Source organism: Klebsiella sp. GB_Kp056 (assembly GCF_040064755.1).
GTDB classification, from domain to species: Bacteria; Pseudomonadota; Gammaproteobacteria; order Enterobacterales; family Enterobacteriaceae; genus Klebsiella; species Klebsiella quasipneumoniae.
The window spans coordinates 1-17,988 of sequence record NZ_JBEAJA010000001.1 but is presented as its reverse complement, the minus strand read 5'-3'; the positions used below and the strand labels follow the sequence as shown (position 1 = coordinate 17,988).

General features: G+C 60.5%; 19 protein-coding genes and 1 riboswitch. Of the genes, 11 read left to right on the top strand and 8 right to left on the bottom strand.

What is annotated here, in order from left to right; genetic code table 11:
- Positions 1–272: 272 nt before the first annotated feature.
- Positions 273–749 carry a kinase inhibitor gene (locus ABLV52_RS00095; RefSeq protein WP_002895575.1) on the bottom strand — a complete coding sequence of 159 codons (477 nt, stop codon included), beginning with the start codon at positions 747–749 and terminating at the stop codon, positions 273–275.
- 70 nt (positions 750–819) lie between these two features.
- Complete coding sequence (gene bioA, locus ABLV52_RS00090; protein ID WP_101861923.1) at positions 820–2,109, bottom strand: adenosylmethionine--8-amino-7-oxononanoate transaminase; 1,290 nt, start codon at positions 2,107–2,109, stop codon at positions 820–822.
- A 212-nt stretch (positions 2,110–2,321) separates the two neighbouring features.
- On the opposite strand from bioA, the gene bioB reads away from it, so the two are divergent.
- From bioB to bioD, 4 genes are read left to right on the top strand one after another with little or no spacing between them, the layout of a single operon-like run.
- Entirely contained in the window at positions 2,322–3,362 is a 1,041-nt protein-coding gene (gene bioB, locus ABLV52_RS00085) for a biotin synthase BioB (protein ID WP_101861837.1), read from the top strand.
- A complete protein-coding gene (gene bioF, locus ABLV52_RS00080; RefSeq protein ID WP_049014540.1) occupies positions 3,359–4,516 on the top strand; it encodes an 8-amino-7-oxononanoate synthase in 1,158 nt (385 codons plus the stop codon). The genes bioB and bioF overlap by 4 nt, the downstream gene beginning before the upstream one ends.
- A complete protein-coding gene (gene bioC / locus ABLV52_RS00075) occupies positions 4,500–5,255 on the top strand; it encodes a malonyl-ACP O-methyltransferase BioC (protein ID WP_348889845.1) in 756 nt (251 codons plus the stop codon). Before bioF ends, bioC begins: the two co-directional genes overlap by 17 nt.
- Positions 5,248–5,970 carry a dethiobiotin synthase gene (bioD, locus tag ABLV52_RS00070; RefSeq protein WP_023288916.1) on the top strand — a complete coding sequence of 241 codons (723 nt, stop codon included), beginning with the start codon at positions 5,248–5,250 and terminating at the stop codon, positions 5,968–5,970. Before bioC ends, bioD begins: the two co-directional genes overlap by 8 nt.
- Here the strand turns inward: bioD and ABLV52_RS00065 are convergent.
- Both ABLV52_RS00065 and ABLV52_RS00060 read right to left on the bottom strand, forming a co-directional pair.
- Complete coding sequence (locus tag ABLV52_RS00065) at positions 5,912–6,634, bottom strand: ATP-binding cassette domain-containing protein (RefSeq protein WP_017900923.1); 723 nt, start codon at positions 6,632–6,634, stop codon at positions 5,912–5,914. The genes bioD and ABLV52_RS00065 overlap by 59 nt on opposite strands.
- Before the next feature lie 86 nt (positions 6,635–6,720).
- The gene (locus ABLV52_RS00060; RefSeq protein WP_348889844.1) at positions 6,721–6,933 is read right to left on the bottom strand and encodes a dTDP-4-dehydrorhamnose reductase; all 213 of its coding nucleotides are present in this window, start codon (positions 6,931–6,933) and stop codon (positions 6,721–6,723) included.
- A 410-nt stretch (positions 6,934–7,343) separates the two neighbouring features.
- On the opposite strand from ABLV52_RS00060, the gene uvrB reads away from it, so the two are divergent.
- Positions 7,344–9,365: an excinuclease ABC subunit UvrB gene (gene uvrB, locus ABLV52_RS00055; RefSeq protein WP_004886127.1), complete on the top strand. Its 2,022-nt coding sequence runs from the start codon at positions 7,344–7,346 to the stop codon at positions 9,363–9,365.
- A 252-nt stretch (positions 9,366–9,617) separates the two neighbouring features.
- Here the strand turns inward: uvrB and pmrB are convergent, their stop codons facing one another.
- From pmrB to yvcK, 4 genes are all read right to left on the bottom strand, one after another.
- Positions 9,618–10,715 (bottom strand): two-component system sensor histidine kinase PmrB, encoded by a 1,098-nt coding sequence (gene pmrB / locus ABLV52_RS00050; protein WP_023288917.1) that lies wholly within the window; start codon positions 10,713–10,715, stop codon positions 9,618–9,620.
- A 3-nt stretch (positions 10,716–10,718) separates the two neighbouring features.
- Positions 10,719–11,390, bottom strand: coding sequence for a two-component system response regulator PmrA (gene pmrA / locus ABLV52_RS00045; RefSeq protein ID WP_348889843.1), 672 nt, complete (start codon positions 11,388–11,390; stop codon positions 10,719–10,721).
- A complete protein-coding gene (gene eptA / locus ABLV52_RS00040) occupies positions 11,390–13,030 on the bottom strand; it encodes a phosphoethanolamine transferase EptA (RefSeq protein WP_050532957.1) in 1,641 nt (546 codons plus the stop codon). Before eptA ends, pmrA begins: the two co-directional genes overlap by 1 nt.
- A gap of 103 nt (positions 13,031–13,133) precedes the next feature.
- Positions 13,134–14,039 (bottom strand): uridine diphosphate-N-acetylglucosamine-binding protein YvcK, encoded by a 906-nt coding sequence (gene yvcK, locus ABLV52_RS00035; RefSeq protein WP_023288920.1) that lies wholly within the window; start codon positions 14,037–14,039, stop codon positions 13,134–13,136.
- A gap of 208 nt (positions 14,040–14,247) precedes the next feature.
- Positions 14,248–14,386: riboswitch (molybdenum cofactor riboswitch) on the top strand.
- Here yvcK and moaA point away from each other — a divergent pair.
- The 6 genes from moaA to ABLV52_RS00005 all read left to right on the top strand — a co-directional run bounded on the left by moaA (position 14,374) and on the right by ABLV52_RS00005 (position 17,836).
- On the top strand, positions 14,374–15,363 hold the full coding sequence (gene moaA, locus ABLV52_RS00030; RefSeq protein WP_348889842.1) for a GTP 3',8-cyclase MoaA: 990 nt from the start codon (positions 14,374–14,376) through the stop codon (positions 15,361–15,363). It overlaps the preceding riboswitch by 13 nt.
- 23 nt (positions 15,364–15,386) lie before the next feature.
- On the top strand, positions 15,387–15,899 hold the full coding sequence (gene moaB / locus ABLV52_RS00025; RefSeq protein WP_023288921.1) for a molybdenum cofactor biosynthesis protein B: 513 nt from the start codon (positions 15,387–15,389) through the stop codon (positions 15,897–15,899).
- Positions 15,900–15,902: 3 nt separating this feature from the next.
- The gene (gene moaC, locus ABLV52_RS00020) at positions 15,903–16,391 is read left to right on the top strand and encodes a cyclic pyranopterin monophosphate synthase MoaC (RefSeq protein WP_004886142.1); all 489 of its coding nucleotides are present in this window, start codon (positions 15,903–15,905) and stop codon (positions 16,389–16,391) included.
- Positions 16,384–16,632: a molybdopterin synthase sulfur carrier subunit gene (moaD, locus tag ABLV52_RS00015; protein WP_023288922.1), complete on the top strand. Its 249-nt coding sequence runs from the start codon at positions 16,384–16,386 to the stop codon at positions 16,630–16,632. The genes moaC and moaD overlap by 8 nt, the downstream gene beginning before the upstream one ends.
- Before the next feature lies 1 nt (position 16,633).
- Positions 16,634–17,086, top strand: coding sequence for a molybdopterin synthase catalytic subunit MoaE (moaE, locus tag ABLV52_RS00010; RefSeq protein ID WP_023288923.1), 453 nt, complete (start codon positions 16,634–16,636; stop codon positions 17,084–17,086).
- Positions 17,087–17,131: 45 nt separating this feature from the next.
- Positions 17,132–17,836 (top strand): Bax inhibitor-1/YccA family protein, encoded by a 705-nt coding sequence (locus tag ABLV52_RS00005; protein ID WP_032455204.1) that lies wholly within the window; start codon positions 17,132–17,134, stop codon positions 17,834–17,836.
- Positions 17,837–17,988: the final 152 nt, after the last annotated feature.

The following is a 17,988-nucleotide window of genomic DNA, read 5'->3' as shown; positions in this document are numbered from 1 at the left end:
CATCGCCCGGTGGCGCTGCGCTTACCGGGCCTACGAGGTATGAGCCTGTGAGAGGGAACTGTAGGCCGGGTAAGGCGTAGCCGCCACCCGGCACAAAATCGGCTCCGTGCCCGCAGTCCTTGCCCGGCGGCGCGGCGCTTGCCAGGCCTACAGCTACGTGTATTTATTTGATATGTAAGTGTTATCTGGTAAAGATGAGTGTAGCGCCACCTGAAAAACACGTGGCGCAGCAGGTAGCCCGGATAAGGCGCAAGCCGCTATCCGGGGGAAGATTAACTGAACAGGGCGGTGATGGAGGCGCTGGCGAGGGAATGGAAATGGACGTTAAAGCCGACCATTGCGCCGCTGGCCTCGGCATCCACCTCAATTTTCTCAACGTCCAGGGCGTGGACGGTAAAGATATAGCGGTGGGTCTCGCCCTTCGGCGGCGCTGCGCCGCCGTATCCCGCCTTGCCAAAATCGGTGCGGGTCTGAACGGCCTCTTCCGGCAGCTCCGCCTGACCGGAACCGGCCCCCTGCGGCAGGACGCGCGTATCCGCAGGCAGGTTAGCCACCACCCAGTGCCACCAGCCGGAGCCGGTCGGCGCATCCGGATCGTAGCAGGTCACCACAAAGCTTTTGGTTCCTGCGGGCACATCATCCCACATCAGATGCGGCGAAATATTGTCGCCATCGTAGCCCATGCCGTTGAAGACGTGACGATTAGGCAGCTTACCGCCGTCCTGGAGATCGTGACTGATCAGTTTCATGCTTCATCCTCATTGATAATGCGCTGATTAACCAGGAAGTGTAGCCTGCACCACGACGCAATTCCGCTATTTATTCGCTAAAAAATGTTTCGTCCTGCACCGCCAGGTTAACGGCTCGGGTCAGGCGGGACAGCTGTTCAGGCGTGATGATATACGGCGGCATCAGGTAGATCAGGCGGCCAAACGGTCGGATCCACACCCCCTGCTCGACGAAAAAGCGCTGCAGGGCAGCCATATTGACCGGGCGACAGGTTTCAACCACGCCAATAGCGCCCAGCACGCGGACGTCGGCGACCAGGGCGGATCCCCGCGCCGGAGCCAGCTCGGTCTGCAGCTGGGCTTCAATCGCCGCCACCTGCCGCTGCCATTCGCCGCTCTCCAGCAGGCGCAGGCTTTCGCTGGCCACCGCGCAGGCCAGCGGGTTGCCCATAAAGGTTGGGCCGTGCATAAAGCAGCCGGCTTCACCGTTGCTGATGGTTTCCGCCACCTCGCGGGTGGTCAGCGCGGCGGAGAGGGTCATGGTGCCGCCGGTCAGCGCCTTGCCCAGACACAGAATATCGGCGGCGATACCGGCGTGCTCGCAGGCGAACAGCTTGCCGGTGCGGCCAAAGCCGGTGGCAATCTCATCGGCGATCAGCAGTATCCCTTCCCGGTCGCACATTTTACGCACCCGCTTCAGCCACTCCGGATGGTACATCCGCATCCCGCCCGCGCCCTGAACGATCGGTTCGAGGATCACCGCGGCGATGTCGTGACGGTGCGCGGCCATCAGGCGGGCAAAGGGCACCATATCCCTTTCATCCCACTCGCCGTCAAAGCGGCTCTGCGGCGCGGGGGCGAACAGGTTATCCGGCAGATAGCCCTGCCACAGGCTGTGCATCGAGTTCTGCGGATCGCAGACCGACATCGCGCCGAAGGTATCGCCGTGATAGCCGTTGCGGAAGGTCAGGAAACGACGACGCGGTTGGCCTTTCGCCTGCCAGTACTGCAGGGCCATTTTCATCGCCACCTCAACCGCTACCGAACCGGAGTCGGCGAGGAAAACGCACTCCAGCGATTGCGGGGTCATTGCCACCAGCTGACGACACAGCGCCACCGCCGAGGGGTGAGTGATCCCGCCGAACATCACGTGCGACATCTGGTCGATTTGCGCTTTCATCGCCGCATTAAGACGCGGGTGATTGTAGCCGTGGATCGCCGCCCACCAGGAGGACATACCGTCAATCAGCTGTTCGCCGCCGGCGAGGGACAGCTCGCAACCGTGGGCGGAAACCACCGGGTAGACCGGCAGGGGGGAAGTCATAGAGGTGTAGGGGTGCCAGATGTGGCGCCGATCGAAGGCGAGATCGTCCAGGGTCATAAGCGACTTGTAAACCATTTTGAAAACATTTAGGTTTACAAGTCTACACTGAACTTACTTACAATGAAACGTACACAAAATATTTCGCGCAGCATCGAGGCGGCAAGTGAGAACATCCCCAGCAGCATAGTTCACTATCTGACAGGGGTGTGCGAGTGCAGCCAACAAAGAGGCTGTGTGAAACAGGTAGTGTACGACCTTTGGAGAGGAAAATGGCTCACCAACCCCGCTGGACAATGTCGCAAGTTACGGAATTATTTAATAAACCGCTGATCGACCTGTTATTCGAAGCGCAGCAAATCCACCGTCAACACTTTGATCCGCGCCAGGTGCAGGTCAGCACCCTGCTGTCGATCAAGACCGGCGCCTGCCCGGAAGATTGTAAATATTGTCCGCAGAGCGCGCGTTATAAAACGGGCCTCGAAACCGAGCGCCTGATGGAGGTCGCGCAGGTTCTGGAGTCCGCCCGTCAGGCAAAAAACGCCGGCTCCACGCGTTTTTGCATGGGAGCGGCGTGGAAAAACCCCCACGATCGCGATATGCCCTATCTGGAGCAGATGGTGAAAGGGGTGAAGGCTCTGGGGCTGGAGTCGTGCATGACGCTCGGCACTCTGACCGACAGCCAGGCGCAGCGCCTGGCCGAGGCGGGCCTCGATTACTACAACCACAACCTTGATACCTCGCCGGAATTTTACGGCAACATCATCACCACCCGCACCTACCAGGAGCGCCTGGATACCCTGGACAAAGTGCGTGACGCCGGGATCAAAGTCTGCTCCGGCGGTATCGTCGGGCTGGGGGAGACCGTGAAAGACCGCGCTGGCCTGCTGCTGCAATTGGCCAACCTGCCCACGCCGCCGGAAAGCGTGCCCATCAACATGCTGGTAAAAGTCAAAGGTACGCCGCTGGCGGATAACGACGACGTCGACGCTTTCGATTTTATTCGCACTATCGCCATCGCGCGCATCATGATGCCCACCTCTTACGTGCGTCTCTCCGCCGGCCGCGAGCAGATGAACGAGCAGACCCAGGCGATGTGCTTTATGGCCGGGGCGAACTCCATTTTCTACGGCTGCAAGCTGTTGACCACGCCGAACCCGGAAGAGGACAACGATCTGCAGCTGTTCCGCAAGCTGGGGATCAACCCGCAGCAGACGGCGGTGCTGGAAGGCGACAATGAGCAGCAGCAGCGTCTGGAGCAGGCCTTACTCACCCCGGACACTGAGGAATATTACAACGCGGCGGCGCTATGACCTGGCAGCAGCGAATCGATCGGGCGCTGGACGAGCGACGGGCGGCGGATGCCCTTCGCCGCCGCCTGCCGGTGACGCACGGCGCCGGGCGCTGGCTGGAGCGGGAAGGGGAGCGCTGGCTTAACTTCTCCAGTAATGACTATCTCGGCCTGAGCCAGCATCCGGCGATTATCGCCGCCTGGCAGCAGGGGGCGGAACGTTATGGCGTCGGTTCCGGCGGCTCGGGACACGTAAGCGGTTATAGCGAGGCCCACCGCGCGCTGGAAGAGGAACTTGCCGACTGGCTGGGCTACCCGCGCGCATTGTTGTTTATCTCCGGCTTTGCCGCCAATCAGGCGCTGATCGCCGCCCTGGCGGATAAAGAGGATCGGATTGTGGCCGACCGCCTGAGCCACGCCTCCCTGCTGGAGGCGGCCAGTCTGAGCCCGGCGCAGCTACGCCGTTTCGGCCACAACGATCCGCAACAGCTCGCTCAACTGCTGGCTAAGCCGCTGGCGGGCGAACAGTTGGCGGTCACCGAAGGCATTTTCAGCATGGACGGCGACAGCGCGCCGCTGGCGGCCATTCACGCCGCGGCGCAGGCCGCCGGGGCGCTATTGCTGGTGGATGATGCCCACGGCGTCGGCGTGGTCGGCGACGAAGGACGCGGGAGCTGCGCCGCGCAGGCGGTGCGCCCTGAGCTGCTGGTGGTTACCTTCGGCAAGGCGTTCGGCGTCAGCGGCGCGGCGGTGCTGTGCGATGACGCGCTGGCCGATTATCTGCTGCAGTTTGCCCGTCATTTGATCTACAGCACCGCGATGCCGCCCGCCCAGGCGGTGGCGCTGAGCGCCGCGCTGCAGGTGATACGCAGCGATGAAGGCCAGCGCCGCCGCGACACCCTGGCCGCCCGTATCCGTCAGTTCCGCGCGGGGATGGGCGAGACGTCGCTGGGTTTGACCGACTCCGTCAGCGCGATCCAGCCGCTAATCGTCGGCGATAACGGGCGGGCGCTGAGCCTGGCCAGCCGTCTGCGCGACGCGGGCTGCTGGGCAACGGCGATCCGTCCACCGACGGTGCCGGTCGGCAGCGCTCGTCTGCGCCTGACCCTGACCGCCGCCCATCAGGCTGAGGACATTAACCGTTTACTGGAGGTGCTGCATGGCCACGGTGAATAAGCAGGCGGTCGCCGCGGCGTTTGGCCGGGCGGCCAGCGGCTATTCGCAACATGATGAACTGCAGCGGCGCAGCGCGGAACTGCTGCTGCGCCAGCTGGCGCGTCGCGATTTTCCCCGGGTGCTGGATGCCGGCTGCGGCCCAGGCAGCATGAGCCGCCGCTGGCGTGAGGCAGGCAGCGTGGTGACCGCGCTGGATCTCTCCCCCGGGATGCTGGCCCAGGCGCAGCGTAACGACGCCGCCCAGCATTACCTGCTGGGCGACATTGAGGCGCTGCCGCTGCCCGACGCCTGCGTCGATCTGGCGTGGAGCAATCTGGCGGTGCAGTGGTGCGACGATCTGCGCGCAGCCCTTGGCGAGCTGTACCGGGTGGTGCGTCCCGGCGGCAGCGTGGCGTTTAGCACGCTGCTGGCCGACTCGCTGCCGGAGCTCAATCAGGCGTGGCAGGCCATCGACGACCGGCCGCATGCCAACCGTTTTCTTAGCGAAGCGGCGGTGCGCGAGGCGCTGAGCGGCCTGCGGGCGTACGGCGAGGTGCATCAGATTAGCCTGCCGTTCGTCGATGCGCTGAGCGCCATGCGATCGCTGAAGGGCATCGGCGCCACCCATTTGCACCAGGGGCGGGCATCGGCCCCGCTTAGCCGCGGCAAACTGCGCGAGCTACAGCTGGCCTGGCCGCAGCGGCAGGGCGTCTGCCCGCTGACGTATTCTCTTTTTACAGGAGTCATTGAGCGTGACTAAACGTTTTTTTGTCACCGGGACCGACACTGAAGTCGGGAAAACCATCGCCAGCAGCGCCCTGCTGCAGGCGGCGAATCAGCTGGGTTTTCACACCGCCGGCTACAAGCCGGTGGCTTCCGGCAGCGAGCTTACCGCCGCCGGGCTGCGTAATGAAGACGCGCTGGCGCTGCAGCGTCATAGCCGGGTCGCGCTGCGCTATGAGCAGGTTAACCCGTATACCTTCGCCGAGCCGACCTCACCGCATATCATCAGCGCCGACGAAGGACGGCCGATCGCCGCGGCGAGGCTCTCCAGCGGGCTGCGCGAGTTAGAACGCCTCGCCGACTGGGTGCTGGTGGAAGGGGCCGGCGGCTGGTTTACGCCGCTTTCGGAAACCCTGACCTTCGCCGACTGGGCGCAGGCGGAGCAGCTGCCGGTGATTCTGGTGGTGGGCGTCAAGCTCGGCTGCATCAACCACGCGATGCTTACCGCCCAGGCGGTACGCCAGGCGGGGCTGCCGCTCGCGGGGTGGATCGCCAATGACGTGCTGCCGCCGGGCAAGCGCCACGCCGAGTATCTGGCGACGCTGAAAAACCGGCTGGCCGCGCCGTTTCTCGGTGAAATACCGTGGCTTGCCGATATCGCGCAGCGCGACGATCTCGGCCAGTATCTGGATCTCAGGGCGCTGGATCCGGCGTCATCCACTGCGCCAGCAGCGGTTCATCCAGCGCCATAATATCGCCTTCGGCGACGTTACGGCCCCGGTGCAAAACACAGAAACGATCCGCCACCCGGCGGATAAAGGGCAGGTGCTGCTCGGCGAGCAGCACCGTCAGGCCGATATCGCGATTCAACCGCAGCAGCAGATCCGCCAGCTTTTGCAGACAGCGCGGCCCTCTGCCGCGCGAGGGTTCATCAAGGATCAGCAGCCGCGGCTGGACAATCAGCGCCCTGGCCAGCGCCAGCTGGTACTGATCGTCGTCGCTCAGCGAGGCGCCTTTGCGCTGCCGTAGGGCATAGAGTTCGGGAAAATGTTCATAGATTTCGCCGCCGCTGGCGTTAGCCCCGGGTTTCCCGGCCGCGAGGGCAATATGTAGATTCTCTTCCACGCTGAGCTGGGAGAAGATGCGTTTATCCTGCGGCACATAGCCGATACCGATGGCGCTGCGCGACTGGGCCGACAGGGGGGTGAGATCCTGCGGCGGGGCGCCAATGTCATGCCAGGTCATCCGGCCGCTGGCCACCGGCAGGTGCCCGGCAATGCAGTTAACCAGGGTGGTTTTTCCCATGCCCTCGCGTCCCAGTACGCCAATGCACTCCCCCGGGCGTAGTTCAAGATCGACATTCCACAGCGAATGCTGGTTGCCGTAAAAGTGATTTACTGCCTGTAAATTCAACATGGACGTTTTCTCCTTATCCTGGCGTCAGGGCGACAGAAAGATGCTGCAAAACTCTTGCCAGGAAAAAGAACGCTCGGAAAAAAACGCTAAACGCCGATACCATCAGGCACAGCCAGCACCGGGGCTGCACTTTTCCGGTGCCCGACGCTAAAGGGTGGTGCAAAAAGCAGCAAAAATCGAGCGGCTTTAAGCGGATAGTTATCAAAAATAGTTCGATAAAAATTTTTCGCCGCGCGGTTTAGGCCGCCAGACGATTTGCGCCGGGCGGCGGCGGTCTTGGGCTGCAGACAGTTATCCACTATTCCTGTGGATAACCTTGTGTATTAGAGTTAGAAAACCTGCGGTAAGCTAGAGCGTACGCGGCTTGCGGCTGAATTGGCGCGAAAGGCGTCTTTTCTTTAAAAGTATTAAATATCAGCTTGTTAGATAAAATCAATGGGTGTAAGAAAAGCGTCATCTGCTGCCATAAAACTTTCACCCGTCCGCTTGACAAATGTTAAAAGGTAAAAATTTCTGGGGATAACCCTGCCGGCCGGAGGATTATTCCGCCCGGCGCGCGTTTTATCCCCTGGTTGCCGGCAAAAAAGGCCATATTGTGGCGCTATCATAATCACGCACTGTTTAAATATCCAGTATATTTTATTGGCAAAAAACGGCCCGAGGGGTAGAATTAAACACCGGCCGCTAAATCTTTTTCAGGTTCTGATTGATGAGTAAATCGTTTGTTCTGCATTCCGCCTTTCGCCCCTCCGGAGACCAACCGGAAGCCATCCGCCGCCTGGAAGAGGGGCTGGAGGATGGGCTCGCGCATCAAACGCTGCTGGGGGTCACCGGCTCCGGTAAAACCTTTACCATCGCCAACGTGATTGCCGATCTGCAGCGGCCGACGATGGTGCTGGCGCCAAACAAAACCCTGGCGGCCCAGCTCTACGGCGAGATGAAAGAATTTTTCCCCGAGAATGCCGTCGAGTATTTCGTCTCCTACTACGATTACTACCAGCCGGAAGCCTACGTCCCCAGCTCAGATACCTTCATTGAGAAGGACGCCTCGGTAAACGAACATATCGAGCAGATGCGCCTGTCGGCCACTAAAGCGCTGCTCGAGCGGCGCGATGTGGTGGTGGTGGCCTCGGTCTCGGCTATCTACGGCCTCGGCGACCCGGACCTGTATCTGAAAATGATGTTGCATCTGACGGTGGGGATGCTGATTGACCAGCGGGCGATCCTGCGCCGCCTGGCCGAGCTGCAGTATACCCGCAACGATCAGGCCTTCCAGCGCGGCACCTTCCGCGTGCGCGGCGAGGTGATCGACGTCTTCCCGGCGGAATCCGACGATATCGCCCTGCGCATTGAGCTGTTTGACGAAGAGGTTGAGCGCCTGTCGCTGTTCGACCCGCTTACCGGCCATGTGGAATCGACGGTGCCGCGCTACACCATTTATCCCAAGACGCACTACGTGACGCCGCGGGAACGCATCGTCCAGGCGATGGAAGAGATTAAGCTGGAGCTGGCGGAGCGGCGCAAGGTGCTGCTGGCCAACAACAAGCTGCTGGAAGAGCAGCGCTTAACCCAGCGCACCCAGTTCGACCTCGAAATGATGAACGAGCTGGGCTACTGCTCGGGCATTGAAAACTACTCGCGCTTCCTCTCCGGGCGCGGGCCCGGCGAGCCGCCGCCCACCCTGTTCGACTACCTGCCGGCAGACGGCCTGCTGGTGATCGACGAATCCCACGTCACGGTGCCGCAGATCGGCGGCATGTACCGCGGCGACCGGGCGCGCAAAGAGACGCTGGTGGAGTACGGCTTCCGCCTGCCGTCGGCGCTGGATAACCGGCCGATGAAGTTTGAAGAATTCGAAGCGCTGGCGCCGCAAACCATCTACGTGTCGGCGACCCCCGGCGCCTACGAGCTGGATAAATCCGGCGGCGAGGTGGTGGATCAGGTGGTGCGTCCGACCGGTCTGCTGGACCCGATCATCGAAGTGCGGCCGGTGGCCACCCAGGTCGACGACCTGCTGTCGGAGATCCGCCTGCGCACGGCCATCAACGAGCGCGTGCTGGTCACCACCCTCACCAAGCGGATGGCGGAAGACTTGACCGAGTACCTTGAGGAGCACGGCGAGCGGGTGCGCTATCTGCACTCGGATATCGACACCGTCGAACGTATGGAGATTATCCGCGACCTGCGTCTTGGCGAGTTTGACGTGCTGGTGGGGATCAACCTGCTGCGTGAGGGGCTGGATATGCCGGAGGTGTCGTTGGTGGCGATCCTCGATGCGGACAAAGAGGGCTTCCTGCGCTCCGAACGCTCGCTGATCCAGACCATCGGCCGCGCGGCGCGCAACGTCAACGGCAAGGCTATTCTGTACGGCGATAAGATCACTCCCTCGATGGCGAAAGCCATCGGCGAGACGGAGCGGCGACGGGAGAAACAGCAGCGCTACAACGAAGAGCATGGCATCGTGCCGCAGGGGCTCAATAAGAAAGTGGTGGATATCCTGCAGCTGGGCCAGAGCCTGGCGAAAACCAAAGCCAAAGGACGCGGTAAAGCGAAGGCCGTCGAGCCTGCCGGGCTCAGCGGCGTGGATATGACGCCAAAAGCGCTGCAGCAGAAAATCCACGAGCTGGAAGGGCAGATGATGCAGCACGCGCAGAACCTCGAGTTCGAAGAGGCGGCGCAAATTCGCGACCAGCTGCATCAGCTGCGTGAACTGTTTATCGCCGCCTCCTGAGTGTTGGCGCATACCGCCGGACGGGGATAGGCGAGGGGGCAGTGAAGGTACGGCGCTGCGCTGACCGTTCCGCAGCCTGATAACCCACGGCGGAGAAGAAAAAAGGCCGCAAAGCGGCCTTCTTAATGTTTGCTTAATCTCGCCAGGCGACACTATCCTCAACTTGATGAGGATAGCGCCCATGCAAAAAATCAATTTCCGTGAATATCTGGCGGTCGCCACCGCCCTGGTCATTATTGTTGCCTTCTTCCATCAGTGGGTGCTGACGTTCTGACCCGCACGCCGCGGGAATAACACCCACGCGCGGACCCCTGGCCCCGGCTGGCGGTTATGCAAAAAGAACTGGGCGTCATGCAGCTGAGCGATGCGCGTGACGATGCTCAGTCCGAGCCCTATGCCGCCGTAGCGACTGTCCATGCGTACAAACGCCTTACTGAGTTCGCCGCTTTTCGCCTCATCAATCCCCGGTCCTTCATCTTCTACTGCCATCACCGGCATCAGACCCGCTTTCACCGACACGCGGATCGTCGATCCTTGCGGGCTGTAGCGATGGGCATTCTCCACCAGATTGCGCAGAATGACGCGGATGAGCGTCGCGTCGCCAGAGACGACGGCCTCGCTTTCGACATCCGTCAGCAGCAGCCGTTGCTGGCGCTCGGCCAGCATGGTCTCCAGCTCATCCTGCAGCGGTTTGACCACGTCATCCAGCAGCAGCACCTGCTGATAGCTGCCGGCGGAAAAGGACTGACCGACGCGCGCCAGCTGCAGCAGCTGCGAAATGCTGGTGGTCATCTGGTCGAGGCGCTGGATCAGCGGGTCGACGCCCATGCCATGCACTTTCGCCAGCAGCTCAAGGTGCAGCCGCAGCCCGGCCAGCGGGGTGCGCAGCTCGTGCGCCACGTCGGCGGTAAACAGCCGTTCGCGGTCAAGGGTCAGATTGAGGCGGGAAACCAGCTGATTCAGGGCGGTAGTCACCGCCGTCACCTCAGGTACCGATTCGCTGAGCACGATAGGGGTGAGGTTGTCCGGCGTGCGACTCTCCAGCTCGCTTTGCAGACGTGAAAGCGGGCGGGTGATTTTGCGTACCGCCAGCATGCTGATGTACAGCGCCAGACCCACGATCAACAGGCTCGGCACCAGCAGGCTGGCGACCGCTTCCCTTACCTCATGCTCCACATGCTTCTGATTGTTGTGCCCTTCGATGGCGCTGGCCACCAGCAACTGGATCTGCTCTTTGCTCTCATGCCATAGCCAGAAGACGCTGATCAGCTGACAGACCACCAGAATGGCGCCGATGGTCAACAGCAGCCGGTGGCGCATGGTCCAGTTTTCGGTTGCAAACAGAGCCATGGTCTATTCCGTCTCGTTGTGGTTAGCCAGCATATAGCCGAAGCCCCTGACGGTGCGGATCCGCGATTTGCCAATCTTATCGCGCAGGTTGTGGATGTGCACTTCCAGGGTATTGGTCGCTGGCTCATTCTCCCAGCTGTAGATATCGTTGTAGAGGATCTCGCGATGTACCGGGCTGCCGGCTTTCATCATCAGTCGCGATAGCAGGGCATACTCCTTCGGCGTCAGATCCAGCGCCGTCTCACTGAGCCACACCTGGCGACGGGTGACGTTGAGGCGCAGATCGCCGACGCTGATTTCGTTATCGCCCTGATTATTATGCCGACGGAGCAGGGCGCGAATGCGCGCGTTCAGCTCTTCCAGGGCAAAGGGTTTCACCAGATAGTCATCCGCGCCGGTGTCGAGACCGCTAATGCGATCCTCAAGGGTATCGCGGGCGGTGAGGATCAGCACCGGCTGAGTCATTTTCTCCCGTCGCATGCGGGCGAGAAAATGCAGGCCGTCTTCGTCCGGTAGGCCAAGATCAAGCACGATCAGGCTATAGTGATTGCTGGCCAGCGACAGCGCCGCTTCGTGCGCTGTGGAGACGCCGTCGCACACGTATCCTTCACTTTGCATCGCCAGGATTAACCCCTGCAACAGCAGCGCATCGTCTTCAATGACTAAGATTTTCATCAACCAGCCTCTCTACATGGCGTTAAAATATCATCTGCCGCCTGGTACTCGTGGGTGCTGACGCCGAGCAGGCCGAGCAGGGTGGAGAACAGATTATCCTGCGAGTAATTCTCTTTTTTCGCTCGCTGCTGCAGACACTGCGCGGAAATGCCGTAGCGTTGCTGGTAGTCGGCAGAGAGCCACATCACCATCGGCACGTGTTTCTGCGTATCCGGCGCGATAGAGTACGGCAGACCATGCAAATAGACCCCATCTTCGCCTAACGACTCGCCGTGGTCGGAAAGATACACCAGGCTGGTAGTGAATTTGTCCTGTTTCGCCTGCAGGAGTTTTATCGCTTTATCCACCACGTGGTCGACGTACAGGATGGTGTTGTCATACGTATTGGTCAACTGCTCCCGGGTACAGCCCTGGATCTCATTGGTGTCGCAGGTTGGGGTGAATTTTTTGAATTCAGCCGGATAGCGATTGTAGTACGTCGGCCCATGGCTGCCGATGGTATGCAGCACAATAATGCCATCCTGTTGCAGGTTATCGATATAGCTGTCGAGATGATGGAACAGCACGTCATCGTAGCACTCGCCGTCGATGCACTGCCCGGTTAGCTTCAGATCGGTCACGTTCTGGTGCGGTACCCGATCGCAGGCCCCCTTGCAGCCGCCATCGTTGTCGTTCCACAGCACCTGAATGCCGGCGCGCTGCAGAATATCCAGCACCCCTTCCTGATGATGGGCCAGCTCTTCGTCATAGTGCGCGCGCGGCATATTGGAGAACATGCACGGCACCGAGACCGCCGTGGCGGTTCCGCAGGAGGTGGTGTGCGGGAAGTAGATCACCCCGTCCTGTTGCATCAGCGGGTTGGTGTCGCGCGGATATCCGCCCAGCGAGAAGTTGTCCGCCCGGGAAGTTTCGCCCAGCACCACAATCGTCAGGTTCTTACGGGGACCGTTATGCATCACCGGTTTCTGTTTGGCATCTTCGCCAATCTTCACCAGCGGTAGGTTGTCCATGCGATGGTGCGCATACCAGGAGTTCACCGCCACAATGCTGTTGGAGGGACTCAGGGATTTCACCAGCTCCTTGTTGTTGCGAAACAGCGAGGCATAGTCTTTATAAAAGAGGACGGCAATCAGGACGATCAGCAGCGCGGAGGCCACCATATTCACCAGGCGCCAGGCCACGCCGCGCCATAGCGTGGCCGGTTTACGAATTTTAACCCACCAGGCGACCAGCACCGCCAGCACCCCGGAGAGTCCAAGGACAACGATCATTTCGCCGGAGAGCAGGGCAAAGCTCTCCGCTGGGGTGGTGTCGAGGATGTTGGTGATCATGCTGCGGTCGATCACCACGCCGAAGCTCCAGATGAAGTACTGCGCCGATGCGCTGAGCAGAATAAAAAGGCTAATCACCAGCCGGTCAAGCTTGAGGAACGAGGCGAGGGTGGTGAGGATATTCATCACGCTGAATGCCACCAGCGGCATACTCAGAAACACCAGCGCGGTGTGCAGGTTGTTCACCGGCAGCAGCGTATACGCCTGGCGGTAGAAGGCGAGGTTAAGAAAAAGCCCGATATAGACCGCGAAAATAATCAGATAAGTCGTGCGGCTGACGACCGGCCGACGCAGAGGCAATAACGACATAGTACATACCCACAGGAAGAGATAAGGGTATAGTGCCAGCTCTGTTTTAAGACAACCTTAAGATTTTAAGGTGCGCCGAAAGCCGAGCCTTCGGCGCGCAGGATCAGCCCGGCAGCTGGAGCGCTTTCTCCAGCGCCCCGCGAAGCAGCGCCCGGTCATGGCGATAGGGCACGTCGCTGGCTTCCAGCGGCGTCTGGATCACCAGCCGGTCGTCGATGCCGCTGATATCGGCTTTTGGGCCGGCGATGACTGCATCCACCACCCGCTTGCCAACGTAGCGCTCCATAATCGCGATGCGCTCCGCCAGCGAGAGCCTCGCGGCCGGGCTGTGCTCTTTGCCGAGGTTATCAATAAACACCATCGGCGCCGGAGTGCGGCGCAGCGCCTGGGCCATCTCGTCAAGCAGCAGGATCGGGAGCAGGCTGGTATAGAAACTGCCCGGGCCGATGAGGATCAGATCGGCTTCGGCGATGGCCTCTACCGCCTCGCGGGTGGCCGGTACCGGCGGGGTGAGCATCAACTCCTGCGGCACGCTATCCAGCTGATCGATATTCACTTCACCGTATACTTCATGGCCTTCATGATCGAGCGCCATCAAATCCACCGGTTGTTCCGACATCGGAATAAGAAAAGCGTCCACTTTGAGCAGGTTTCTGATCAAATTGATCGCTTCTAACGGCCGCACGCTGAGGTGATCCAGCGCCTTTAACATCAGATTTCCCAGGTTATGGCCGGAAAGCTCGCCATTGCCGCTAAAACGGTACTCAAACATCGCCGACGCCACGCTCGGCTCGGCGATTAACTGATTGATGCAGTTGCGCATATCGCCCCAGGCAATGCCGCCTTCCGAGCGGCGGATCCGCCCGGTGGACCCCCCGTTGTCGGTGGTGGTCACAATGCCGGTCAGCCGTGAGCCCAGCGAGGAGAGGGAGGACATCACCCGACCCAGACCATGCCCGCCGCCGAGCGCCACCACCCGATCCAGGTCAGCGAATGTACGATTGCGCATAGAAATTCCTTATTTCACATAAACGGCCACACACTACCCGATCTACCCCTAAAAGACGATGGGAGGAGCCCGACAAACTGACCGATATCAAGGCAAAAAGATGATTTATGGCTATTCTGTAACGAAAATGCACGAAAGTAGCGATATATACAAGAATATATAGCGAAATCGCAAATGGCGAAACCGCCTGGAACGCGCTACTATCGGCATAACCTGTTAACACTCTAGCCTCTTCGCCTGTGTCAAAAGATATGGCGGTTTGGCCGCGACGCCGCCGGTTGTCGCCAGGGCGTGGGAAGAAATGACCGCGTCTCCCGTATTTGGAAAGGTGTATATGGCCTCACAGCTTACCGATGCATTCGCGCGTAAGTTTTATTACCTGCGTCTGTCGATTACCGATGTGTGCAATTTCCGTTGCACCTACTGCCTACCGGATGGCTACAAGCCCGGCGCCGTCAATAACAACGGCTTTCTCAGCGTAGACGAAGTGCGCCGGGTTACGCGCGCTTTCTCCGCGCTGGGCACTGAAAAAGTTCGCCTCACCGGTGGGGAACCCTCCCTGCGCCGTGACTTCACCGAGATCATCGCCGCCGTGCGTGAAAACCCGGCGATCCGTCAGATTGCCGTCACCACCAACGGTTACCGCCTGGCGCGCGATGTCGAACGCTGGCGCAATGCCGGGCTGACGGCGATCAACGTCAGCGTCGATAGCCTCGACGCCCGCCAGTTCCATGCCATCACGGGCCAGGACAAATTCCACCAGGTGATGGACGGGATTGACGCCGCTTTCGCCGCGGGCTTTGACAAGGTGAAGGTGAATACCGTGCTGATGCGCGATGTTAACCATCACCAGCTTGATACCTTCCTCGCGTGGATCCAGCCGCGTCGAATTCAGCTGCGGTTTATTGAGCTGATGGAAACCGGCGAGGGCAGCGACCTGTTCCGCCGTCACCATCTCTCCGGCATGGTGCTGCGTGACGAGCTGCTGCGCCGCGGCTGGATCCACCAGATCCGCCAGCGCAGCGATGGTCCGGCGCAGGTCTTTTGTCATCCGGACTACGCCGGCGAGATCGGCCTCATCATGCCGTACGAAAAAGACTTCTGCGCCACCTGCAACCGTCTGCGCGTCTCCTCCGTCGGCAAACTGCACCTGTGCCTGTTTGGCGAAGGCGGCGTCGACCTGCGCGACCTGATGGCCGATGATCGGCAGCAGGCGGCGCTGGAAGCGCGGATCGCCGAAGCCTTAACCCACAAAAAGCAGACCCATTTCCTGCATCAGGGCAACACCGGCATTACGCAGAACCTGTCCTATATTGGCGGATAATCGTATTCGAAAGGAGCATTCAGATGAGCCAGGCTAGCGCTGAGTTTATTCCGACCCGTATTGCTATTCTTACCGTTTCCAGTCGTCGCGGCGAAGAGGACGACACTTCCGGCCACTGGCTGCGTGAGGCGGCGCAGGAGGCGGGGCACCATGTCGTCGATAAGGCGATAGTCAAAGAGAACCGCTACGCCATCCGCGCCCAGGTATCGGCGTGGATCGCCAGCGATGAGGTGCAGGTGGTGCTGATCACCGGCGGGACCGGATTCACCGAAGGGGACCAGGCGCCGGAAGCGCTGCTGCCGCTGTTTGACCGTGAGGTGGAAGGTTTTGGCGAAGTGTTCCGCATGCTATCGTTCGAAGAGATCGGCACCTCGACGCTGCAGTCCCGGGCGGTGGCCGGCGTCGCCAACCACACGCTGATCTTCGCCATGCCGGGCTCGACGAAAGCCTGCCGCACCGCGTGGGACAACATTATTGCCCCGCAGCTGGATGCCCGCACCCGTCCTTGTAATTTTATTCCTCACCTGAAGAAATAATTTATGTCACAACTGACCCATATTAACGCCGCGGGCGAAGCCCATATGGTGGATGTCTCCGGCAAAGCGGAAACGGTGCGCGAAGCGCGCGCTGAGGCTTATGTCGAGATGCAGGCGACGACCCTGGCGATGATTATCGACGGCAGCCACCATAAAGGCGACGTTTTCGCCACCGCGCGTATCGCCGGGATCCAGGCGGCCAAGCGCACCTGGGAGCTGATCCCGCTGTGCCATCCGCTGATGCTCAGCAAAGTGGAAGTCAATCTGCAGGCGCAGCCGGAACATAACCGGGTGCGCATCGAATCGCTCTGCCGCCTGACCGGCAAAACCGGCGTCGAGATGGAAGCCCTTACCGCCGCCTCGGTTGCCGCGCTGACCATTTACGATATGTGCAAAGCGGTGCAGAAGGATATGGTGATTGGCCCGGTGCGTCTGCTGGCGAAAAGCGGCGGCAAGTCCGGCGATTTTAAGGTGGACGAACGCCATGATTAAGGTTCTGTTTTTTGCCCAGGTGCGCGAGCTGGTGGGTACTGATTCGCTGACTCTCGACGCCAGCGACCTGGCCACCGTTGAGGCTGTGCGTCAGCAGCTTGCCGCTCGCGGCGATCGCTGGGCGCTGGCCCTGGAGGAGGGCAAACTGCTGGCGGCGGTTAACCAGACGCTGACCGCCTTTGACCATCCTGTCGCCAGCGGAGATGAAGTGGCGTTCTTTCCGCCGGTCACCGGAGGCTGACATGACGCAAACTCGTATCGTCGTTAGCCCGGCGCGCTTTAGCGTTGGCGAGGAGTATCCCTGGCTGGCCGAACGCGATGAAGACGGCGCGGTGGTCACCTTCACCGGCAAAGTGCGCAATCACAACCTCGGCGACAGCGTGAAAGCGCTGACCCTCGAGCATTATCCGGGGATGACCGAGAAATCGCTGGCGGAGATCGTCGACCAGGCGCGCGAGCGCTGGCCGCTGGGCCGGGTAACCATTATCCATCGCATCGGCGAAATGTGGCCGGGGGAAGAGATTGTGTTTGTCGGCGTCACCAGCGCCCACCGCGGCAGCGCCTTCGCCGCCGGCGAGTTTATGATGGACTACCTGAAAACCCGTGCGCCGTTCTGGAAACGCGAGGCGACGCCGGAGGGCGAGCGCTGGGTCGACGCCCGCGACAGCGATCGCCAGGCGGCAGAGCGCTGGTAGTGTGATACGCTTACAGAGTGAAACTTTGTTAATCAGGAGAGAGTCATGGACAGATATCCGCGTTCCGATTCAATAGTGCAGGGCCGCAGCGGCCTGCAGACTTATATGGCGCAGGTGTACGGCTGGATGACGGTTGGCCTGCTGCTGACGGCGTTTATCGCGTGGTTTGCGGCTAACACCCCGGCGGTGATGATGTTCGTCTTTTCGAGCAAAATCACCTTCTTCGGGCTGATCATCGCCCAGCTGGCGCTGGTGTTTGTGCTGTCGGGGATGGTACAGCGGCTGAGCGCCGGGATGGCGACCACCCTGTTTATGCTCTATTCGGCGCTCACCGGGCTGACGCTGTCGAGCATTTTTATCGCCTATACCTACTCCTCTATCGCCAGCACCTTTGTGGTCACTGGCGGGATGTTCGGGGCGATGAGCCTTTACGGCTACACCACTAAACGCGACCTGAGCGGCTTCGGCAGCATGCTGTTTATGGGGCTGATTGGCATCGTGTTGGCGTCGCTGGTTAACCTGTGGCTGAAGAGCGAGGCGCTGATGTGGGCCGTGACCTACATTGGGGTGGTGCTGTTTGTCGGCTTGACCGCCTACGACACCCAGAAGCTGAAAAATATCGGCGAGCAGATTGATACCCGCGACAGCGCCACGCTGCGTAAATACTCGATCCTCGGCGCCTTAACGCTGTATCTGGATTTCATCAACCTGTTCCTGATGCTGCTGCGTATTATGGGCAATCGCCGCTAACCTCTTTATATCAAGGGGTTGCATCTCAGAACGCCCGGCAAGCGTAACGCCGCCGGGCAAGCATTGATTACCTTCCAGGCAACCCTCTTGCGCCGTTTTTTTGCCGGGTGGCGGCTGCGCCTTACCCGGCCTACAGGGTTCGTGCGACCTGT